The organism is Dolichospermum sp. UHCC 0259, assembly GCF_009711935.1.
In the GTDB taxonomy this organism is placed as follows: Bacteria; Cyanobacteriota; Cyanobacteriia; order Cyanobacteriales; family Nostocaceae; genus Dolichospermum.
The window spans coordinates 1-9,915 of the sequence record NZ_VIKX01000162.1; the positions used below are offsets into that span (position 1 = coordinate 1).

Genomic DNA, 9,915 nt, shown 5'->3' on the forward strand with positions numbered 1-9,915 from the left:
TAGGCGTGTGGGGATGTAGGGGTTCAGAGTAGGAATTTTCTCCTTTCTTCTTCTTTCTTCTTCTTTCTTCTTCTTTCCTCCTGACTCCTGACTCCTGATCTTATGTCAACGCATTAACGGAAACTTTACCTGCTACAGTGAGAGCGATCGCTTTCAATGCTTTGGCTGCGGCTGAATTAGGTTCACCAATAACTATCGGTACACCACTATCACCGCCAATTCTGGTAGAAATTTCTAATGGTACACATCCTAACAGGGGAACTCCCAATTCTGCGGCTGTTTTTGAACCACCACCAGAACCAAAAATGTCATATTGCTTATCCGGTTGATCTGGGGGGATAAAATAGCTCATATTTTCCACAATTCCCAAAACTGGAACATTTAACTGCTGGAACATCCGCAACCCCTTTCGGGAATCTAACAAAGCCACAGTTTGTGGTGTAGTCACAATGACTGCCCCTGCCATTGGTACAGATTGGGCTAAAGTTAATTGAGCATCTCCAGTCCCTGGGGGCATATCCACAATTAAATAATCCAGTTCTCCCCATTCCACTTGATAGAGAAATTGACGAATCACACCATTGAGCATCGGACCGCGCCAAATTACTGGCTGATCTCGATCAATCAAGAAGCCCATAGAAACAAGCTTGACACCATGATTGAAAGCTGGTTCGAGAATGTCTCCTGCCTCTGTAGACCGGACATTAATTTCAGCATCGCTCAAACCCAACATAGTAGGGTCATTGGGTCCATAAATATCTGCATCTAATAGACCAACCTTAGCACCAGTTTGGGCTAAAGCAACGGCAATATTTACCGCCACTGTACTCTTTCCAACGCCACCTTTACCGCTAGAAACAGCAATAATATTTTTGATCCCAGGTACACCGTTGCGGTCGGGTAAGCTTTTTTGCTGGGGTGTTTCCGCTGTTACTTCTATACTCACATCTGTGACACCAGAGAGCTTTTTCACAGCTTTTTGACAATCTTCGACAATAAACTCTCGTAAAGGACAAGCCGGAGTGGTTAACACCAAAGTGAAACTAACCTTGCCACCGTCAATTTTGACGTTGCGAATCATATTCAATTCTACCAGACTTTTGCGAAGTTCTGGATCTTCTACTGGTCGCAACACTTCTAGGACTGCGTGGGAATCTAGGACATCATACATAGTGTGTTTACCGTTGCCGCTGACTATAAAGCTTAAAAAATTTTCATTGACAGATACTAGAATCTTAACTTTATTGGGGTAATTGTTTGGTTGTCAGTTCTGAGAAACCTTTTGTTTAACGGCGAGTCTGTGAATGTATAGCAATTCTATTTGAGTTGAGAACTTATCGGTGAGGCAAGGGAACAGGCAACAGAAGAGTTCATGAATCATTTAGGATTGCTGTAGCATCTTAGCGAACTTAACCCTAAAATTATCAATCATCCTGATATTAACAGTTTAATCTGTGCTAAAACTGCGGGCATCGCAGTTAATCAAGGATATCAAAAGTTGCAGCTTAGGAAGGACTGGTAAAATAATATATATCCCTTGATCAGTATTAATCCCCCAATTTTTTTTAGCTGTTGATATTGCATATTCTGAAAAAACGTTATAACTTGTTAAGTTGTAGGGGAATAATTTATTTTGTCATCGCAATAGCCAATTGCTAATCAAGTAGATATACTACATTTAAGTGGTTCTGCATACAGAAGAATCCATGTTTCTAGAAATTTAAAAAACTGTTAAATACGATGCAGTTTACAATACCTTTGCCATTTTTTGTAAGTTGGATTAAGCGACAGTGTAACGTGACACATTGATTGGGTTATAGCTATCAACCAACCTACGAATCCAGGCCTTTTTCAGTTTGGCAAAGGTATTGAGTTTAATTTGGGTATGAATGACATTTAGTATTGTGAATGAGTTGATATTTGCTATTTCAAAGTTATGATGAAAATGGCATTAGAGAATAATTAAAGGTGCATCTACTCCCAACAAATATACTATCTAAATGGAGTTAGTCTGGTAATGCAACTCAACAAATTAGAGATAAGTAAAAATATAGAAAATGAAGCTTGGCTTGCATTAGAGAATTCAATTCTCTACTACAAAGGTCAGCCCGTTGGTACTGTAGCGGCTTATGATTCATCCGTCGAAGCATTAAATTATGACCAATGTTTTATCCGAGATTTTGTTTCCTCGGCGTTAATTTTTCTGATTAAAGGCAGAACAGATATTGTCAAGAATTTCCTAGAAGAAACATTAAAGTTACAACCCAAAGAAAAGGCGTTAGATGCCTATAAACCTGGTAGAGGTTTAATCCCAGCCAGTTTTAAAGTTGTTTCTGCCAATGGGGAAGAATTTTTAGAAGCTGATTTTGGTGAACACGCGATCGCTAGAGTCACACCTGTAGATTCTTGTTTATGGTGGTTAATTCTATTACGAGCTTATGTCGTGTCTACTAAAGATCCTTCTTTAGCTCATCAACCAGAATTCCAAACAGGAATTAGGTTAATTATGGACATCTGTTTGGCAAATCGGTTTGATATGTACCCGACGCTATTAGTTCCTGATGGCGCTTGTATGATAGACAGACGCATGGGAATTTACGGGCATCCTTTAGAAATTCAAGTGCTGTTTTTTGCCGCTTTACGTGCAGCCAGAGAACTGCTAATTTGTAAAGGTAATGAGGATATTGTGGAAGCAATTGATAACCGCTTACCTTTATTATGTGGGCATATTCGTCAGCATTACTGGATAGATATTAATCGGCTGAATGCAATTTATCGCTTTAAGGGTGAGGAATACGGAAAAACGGCGGTTAATCTTTTCAATATTTATGCCGATTCCTTACCTTATTATGAGTTAGATAAATGGCTACCAAAAAAAGGTGGTTATTTTGCGGGAAATGTCGGCCCATCACAAATGGATACTCGGTTCTTCACCCTGGGAAATTTAATGGCTGTAATTTCCGATCTTTCTACAGAGGAACAGTCCCAAGCAATTATGAATCTGATTGAAAAACGATGGGATGATTTAGTCGGAGATATGCCTGTTAAAATCTGTTATCCGGCTTTACAAGGTGAAGAATATCGAGTTGTGACTGGATGTGACCCGAAAAATATCCCTTGGTCATATCATAATGCTGGTAGCTGGCCTGTTTTAATGTGGATGTTAGCAGCAGCAGCGGTGAAAACCAAAAAACCACAGTTGGCAGAAAAAGCCATTGAAATTGCTAAAGTCAGATTATCGGAGGATGAATGGCCAGAATATTATGATGGCAAAAAAGGGAGGTTAATTGGTAAACAAGCTAGAAAGTATCAAACTTGGACAATTGCTGGTTATTTATTGGCTCAGGAACTTATAGATAATCCTGATTATTTACCATTAATTAGTTTTGATAAGTTACCTCCAGATGTGGTTTCTAGAGCTTGTGAATTTGAAGTTGGTAATATAGATCCTTACATGAATCTTTAATTGTCATCCCGGCTTCTTGGCGGAGTCGGGAATCTAATATACTTACATACAGTATACAGATTGCTAAGTAGTTAAAGTCAATTAAATATATTTTTTGTGTATAGAATACTCTGATAGAAGAAAAAACATATTAAGCTAAGTTTTTGAAATTACTCTTTCACGTTTAAATACTACCAGACCAATGTTCAAGTTTTCCACAGAAATGACTCCATCAGAATTGCATTCTGCCATTGTCCGTGATCCCCTGATAGTGACACCGGAGACCACAGTGATGGCGGCGATCGCACAAATGAGTGGCGTGAGAGTTATCTGTAATACAACTAAACCCACCAATGGACAACTAGAAGAACTCCATTTAGAAGCAAGATCAAGCTGCGTATTAGTAGTAGAAACTGGGCAATTGCTGGGGATTTTAACAGAAAGAGATATAGTGCGATTGAGCGCCCAGCAACGTCATCTAGAGAATTTAGCCATCAAAGAGGTCATGGCTTTTCCGGTTGTCACCCTCTATGAGTCAGCATTTACCGATTTATTTGCGGCGATAAATCTGCTGCAACAGTATCATATTCGGCACATACCCATTCTGGATGAGCAAGATCAGGTAGTGGGATTGGTAACTCATGAAAGTTTACGACAAACCTCTCGTCCTATAGACCTGTTACGGTTACGGACAGTCTCAGAGGTAATGACAAATCATGTAATTTTTGCCGCACCAGATAGTTCCATGTTAGCGATCGCCCAACTCATGGCTCAAAACCGGGTAAGTTCGGTGATAATTGTGGAAAATAGTGATATCCAGGCTCAATCTCTGCAAATTCCTGTGGGAATTATTACCGAACGGGATATTGTCCAATTTCAGGCAATAGGCTTGCACCTAGAAACCTATTTAGCCGAAGCAGTGATGAGTACACCGATTTTCTCCGTCAAACCAGAGGATTCCCTGTGGGTAGTACAGCAGATCATGGAACAACGCTTAATCCGCAGATTAGCTGTCACCGGGGAACAGGGAGAATTATTAGGAATAGTCACCCAAACGAATCTTCTCCAAGCCCTAAAGCCCTTAGAGTTATTTAGACTAGCAGAAGTATTAGAAGAGAAAGTATTGCAGTTAGAAGCCGAAAAAATCAAGTTTCTTGAAACCCGTGCCATTGAACTAGAAAAAGAAGTTGCCGCCCGGACGATCGCTTTCCAAACCAAGATAGAGCAAGAAAAATTAGTCACAACCATCGCCACCCAAATCCGCTCATCCTTGAGTTTACAAACCATTCTGGAGACAACAGTTACCCAGGTGCGGTTATTATTGGGTTGCGATCGCGTGAATATTTGGCGATTAAAGAGCAATGGGGAATTCATTACCGTTGCCGAGTCCACAGAGTCAGGCCTATCTCTGATGGGAAAACAAACCAAAGATACTTGTCTTTCACAAAACCAAGTGGAAATGTATCGCCAAGGGAAGATTCGCGTTGTTCCAGACATCTACACAATCGAAATGTCAGACTGTCACCGGGATATGTTAATTCAACTACAAACCCGGTCCAAAATTCTCGCACCGATTCTATGTGATCAGGAAGTTTGGGGCTTTCTCAATGCCACAGAAAGCCAGCATCCCCGTGATTGGCAAGAGTCAGAAGTGGAACTTTTCCAACAATTATCCGTACAACTAGCGATCGCCATTCAGCAGGCCAGCAACCACGAACAATTACAGCAGCAATTAATTGAACGCCAACGAGCGGAATTAACCCTACAAAAACTGGTAATAGGGACTGCTACTGTCACAGGAGGAGACTTTTTCCCAGCGTTAGTCCGCCACATTACCGAAGCCTTAAATGTTCAATATGCCTTGGTGACAAAATTAGTGGGCAATCAACTTCATACCTTGGGATTTTGGGCAAATGGAGCTTTACAGCCGGCAATTTCATATCACATAGCGCATACGCCCTGCGAATTAGCCCTCAGAGATGGGGAATTTTACTGCAAAAGCCAAATCCAAGAATGTTTTCCCCATGATTTAGACTTGGCGACAATCCAGGCAGATAGTTATTTGGGTATTGCCTTAAAAGACGATCATGGTCATGCCATTGGCAACCTTTGTATTCTAGATGTGAAGCCTTTACCGGAATCTATCCGCAGGGAAGCGATCGATATCCTTCAGGTATTTGCAGCCAGAGCCGCCGCCGAATTGCAGCGCCAGAACGCCATTGACGCTCTACATGATTTGAACCAAGACTTGGAAGCTAGAGTAGAACAGCGCACCCACGAACTCCAAGCCAGGGAAACTCAATTACGGGAATCGGAAAAATTTCTGCAAACTGTACTGGATACATTTCCCCTCGCCGTCTTTTGGAAAGATCGCCAATCAGTCTATTTAGGCTGCAATCAAAACTTTGCCGCCGGAACGGATCTCCCCACGTCCACTCATATTATCGGTAAGACTGACTACGAATTGTCTTGGGGAGCTACAGAAGCCGATCTCTACCGAGCCGATGATCGTCAAGTCATGGACTCCGGTATCGCTAAACTTGGTATTATTGAAACCCAGCATCAGGCTAATGGGTCAATAATTTGGTTAGAAACCAATAAATTGCCCTTACATAACTTGAATGGTGAAGTCATTGGTATTTTAGGAACTTTTCAAGATATTACGGCCCGCAAACAAGCGGAAACAGAACTCCAAAGACTATCCCAACGTCTCGCTTTATCCCTGAAATCCGCAGCACTTGGCTGTTGGGAATGGAATCTTACCCAAAATATTCTGCTTTGGGATGAGCGAATGTACGAACTATATGGGATCAGCAAACAATCTGATTCTCCTCAGCCTTACGAAATTTGGGCAAACGGATTACATCCTGATGATAGTGCCGCCGCTCAAGCATTTGGACAGCAAGCTATTTTAGGAGAAGTGGAATATGATACAGAGTTTCGGGTAGTACATCCTGATGGCAGTGTTCACTTTATTAAAGCCTATGGGGTATTGGTGAAGGATGACCAAGGTAATCCTCAAAGCATGATTGGCATTAACTTTGATATCACCAAAAGCAAACAAGCGGAACAAGCTCTACAGGAATCTCAGCAGTTTATTCAAACGGTAATTAATACAGTCCCTCTACCGCTGTTTTGGAAGGATTCAGAATCGGTCTTTTTAGGATGTAATCAGCAGTTAGCCAACAGTCTCAACTTGTCATCACCACAGGAGATTATTGGGAAAACTGATTTTGATATTTCTCTGACACTAGACCAAGCAAGCGCCTATCGTGCCAGTGATAAACTGGTGATTGCATCAGGTGTAGCCCAATTAGGAATGGAAGAAATTTTAATTCTCCCCACTGGCGAAACCAGATGGATCGAAACCCACAAAGCCCCCCTGCGAGATTGGGACAATAATATTATCGGTGTGGTGGGGATGTTTCAAGATATTAGCGATCGCAAAGAAGCGGAAATTAACTTACAAAATAGTGAAATTCGCTTTCGGCGGGTGTTTGATTCCAGTGTGGTGGGGATGCTATTTGCTGATTTTAAAGGGCAGATAATTGATGTTAATGATCGCTTCCTAGGAATGCTGGGTTACACCAGAGATGACTTTAATGCTGGGGCAATTGATTGGCTGGCGATGACTCCACCAGAACATCTACCCGCCGACTTTGCGGCTATGGGTCATCTGATTGAACATGGCTCAATTGAGCCTTGGGAAAAGGAATACTACCGGAAAGATGGCAGTCGGCTTCCCATCCTCATCGGAGCAGCATTTCTTCCCGACTCAGATAATCAGACCATTTGTGTAGTCATAGATATTAGTGAACAAAAAGCCGCACTACGTCAACGCCAAGAAGCTGAACTTGCCCTAGAACAGCAAGCAATGTACAAACAGTTGCTCTTAACTATTACCCAAGCAATTCGCCAATCCCTAGATATCAAAGTCATTCTCAATACCGCCGTCCAGGAAGCCAGATCACTATTGGTAGCAGATCGGGTGGCGATTTACCGCTTTCAACCCGACTGGAGTGGTGAATTTATCACCGAGGCTGTGGTTAACGGTTGGTCAAAACTTGTGGGACATGATGTCAATCCTATTTGGGCAGATACTTATCTCCAAGACACTCAAGGAGGTAGATTTCAAAATCACGAAACCTGGACAGTTAATGATATTTATCAGGCTAATTTACAGCCCTGTCATATTGAGCTTTTGCAACAGTTTCAGGCTAGGGCTTATGTGATTACACCTATTTTTGTGGGTGACTCACTGTGGGGTTTGTTGGGAATGTACCAAAATAGTGAGCCTTATGTCTGGACAGCAGAGGAAATCGAATTATTAGAACAAATTGCCAGTCAGGTAGCGATCGCTATTTATCAGGCAAGTTTATATGAACAAACTCAATCAGAATTGATTATCCGCCAACAGGCAGAGGCCGCAATCTTCCGGCAGTTACAACAACAGCGGACTCTGGGAACAATTGTCCAAAAGGTGCGGGAATCCCTAGATATTAGAGATATTCTCGCCACAGTCACGGCTGATATCAAAGACCTACTCCAGGGCGATCGCGTCATCGTCTTCCAACTCTTTGCTGACGGCCAAAGTCAAATAATCGAAGAATCTGTTTCTGGTTCGTTAGTGTCACTCAAAGACCGCCATTGGGAAGATGAAACATGGTCTCCAGAAATTCTGGAATACTACTGGCAAGGACAGCCTCGCATAATCCCCGATGTCATGAAAGATATTTGGACAGATTGCCTCGGAGAATATTCTCTGGAAGGGCAAATCCAATCCAAAATCGTCGCTCCTATTTTACAAGAAGTCCGAGACGGGGACAACCATCGCTGGGTGGCATCTCATAGAAACAACAGACTTTGGGGAGTTTTAGTCGTTCATGCTTGCCTAGAAAAACGAGTCTGGAAAGACTCCGAAGCCCAACTCCTCCAACAAATTGCCAACCAATTAGCGATCGCCATTCAGCAAGCTAATCTTTTTGACCAGTTACAAACCGAATTATCCGAACGTCTCCAAGCAGAAGCAAAACTCACCGAAACCAATCAAAAACTCGCCATTTCCAACGAAGAATTAGCCCGTGCCACCCGTCTCAAAGACGAATTCTTGGCCAACATGAGTCACGAACTCCGCACCCCCCTCAACTCCATTTTAGGACTCACTGAAGTGCTACAAGACGATATCATTGGCACAGTCAATGAACGCCAACTCAAAGCCTTAAAAACTGTTGAACGCAGTGGTAATCATCTTCTAGAATTGATCAATGACATCCTCGATGTAGCCAAAATTGAAGCCGGACAGATCGCACTGGACTTAACACCAATTTCTGTCACTCATCTGTGCAAATCTAGTGTAGCATTTATTAAACAACAAGCACTGAAGAAAAATATTCAGATACATATCAATACTGAAAAAAATCTACCTAACCTATTGGTAGACGAAAGACGCATTCGCCAAGTATTAATTAATTTGCTCAATAATGCCGTGAAATTTACTCCAGATGGAGGAAGTATTACCCTAGAAGTCACCCAAGTTAACTTAAATATCCATAATTCTAGTCTCAAACCTTGCCTGAAAATTGCCGTTATTGATACAGGCATCGGCATCATTCCAGAAAATATTAATAAACTATTTCAGCCCTTTATTCAAATAGATAGCGCCTTAAATCGTCAATATTCAGGTACGGGTTTAGGACTAGCATTGGTGAAGCGAATTGTCGAGTTACATGGTGGAAGTGTGGGATTAACCAGTGAACTGGGTGTGGGTAGTTGTTTTACCGTTGAACTACCCTGTACTTCCGCATCGGAAATCATGGTCAATTATCAATCAACCACTGGTTCAACAATAGATATCCCCGGCAATACAACAGTAACAAACCAAGCCCCACTAATTTTACTGGCAGAAGATAACGAAGCCAATATTATTATGTTTTTGAGCTATCTGGAAGCTAGAGGCTATAGCGTTGTGGTAGCGAGGGATGGTCAAGAAGCCATTGATATGGCACAAACTCATCAACCTGACTTGATTCTCATGGATATTCAAATGCCGGGAATGGATGGACTCACAGCCATGAGACAAATTCGCCTTGATGCTAACTTAATTAATACACCCATAATTGCCCTCACAGCATTAGCCATGACCGGCGACCGCGATCGCTGTCTAGAAGCAGGAGCAAATGATTATTTAACCAAACCAGTTAAACTTAAACAACTGGCTATCTCTATCCAACAACTTTTAAAATAGGTAGAGGAGGTAGGGGAGGTAGGGGGAGTAGGGGAGGTAGGGGAGGTAGAGGAGGTAGAGGAGGTAGAGGAGGTAGAGGAGGTAGAGGAGGTAGAGGAGGTAGGGGAGGTAGGGGAGGTAGAGGAGGTAGAGGAGGTAGAGGAGGTAGAGGAGGTAGAGGAGGTAGAGGAGGTAGGGGAGGTAGGGGAGGTAGAGGAGGTAGAGGAGGTAGAGGAGGTAGAGGAGG

Annotated in this window: 4 protein-coding genes; 2 read left to right on the plus strand and 2 right to left on the minus strand. The window is 42.3% G+C overall.

Annotation, left to right across the window (positions count from 1 at the left end):
* Positions 1–100: 100 nt before the first annotated feature.
* Positions 101–1,171: an Mrp/NBP35 family ATP-binding protein gene (locus FJR05_RS12630; RefSeq protein ID WP_168644436.1), complete on the minus strand. Its 1,071-nt coding sequence runs from the start codon at positions 1,169–1,171 to the stop codon at positions 101–103.
* Between the two features lie 846 nt (positions 1,172–2,017).
* On the opposite strand from FJR05_RS12630, the gene FJR05_RS12635 reads away from it, so the two are divergent.
* Positions 2,018–3,466 carry a glycoside hydrolase 100 family protein gene (locus FJR05_RS12635; RefSeq protein WP_168644437.1) on the plus strand — a complete coding sequence of 483 codons (1,449 nt, stop codon included), beginning with the start codon at positions 2,018–2,020 and terminating at the stop codon, positions 3,464–3,466.
* Between the two features lie 181 nt (positions 3,467–3,647).
* Positions 3,648–9,689 carry a GAF domain-containing protein gene (locus FJR05_RS27305; RefSeq protein ID WP_168644438.1) on the plus strand — a complete coding sequence of 2,014 codons (6,042 nt, stop codon included), beginning with the start codon at positions 3,648–3,650 and terminating at the stop codon, positions 9,687–9,689.
* On the opposite strand, the gene FJR05_RS26730 is transcribed toward FJR05_RS27305, so the two are convergent.
* Positions 9,681–9,915 (minus strand): hypothetical protein (locus FJR05_RS26730; protein ID WP_174783683.1); only part of this gene is annotated, 235 nt, incomplete at its 5' end. The genes FJR05_RS27305 and FJR05_RS26730 overlap by 9 nt on opposite strands.

Coding starts and splice junctions, on each gene's coding strand:
- FJR05_RS12630 (WP_168644436.1), bottom strand. CDS start 1,171: ATGTATGATGTCCTAGATTCCCACGCAGTCCTAGAAGTGTTGCGACCA.
- FJR05_RS12635 (WP_168644437.1), top strand. CDS start 2,018: ATGCAACTCAACAAATTAGAGATAAGTAAAAATATAGAAAATGAAGCT.
- FJR05_RS27305 (WP_168644438.1), top strand. CDS start 3,648: ATGTTCAAGTTTTCCACAGAAATGACTCCATCAGAATTGCATTCTGCC.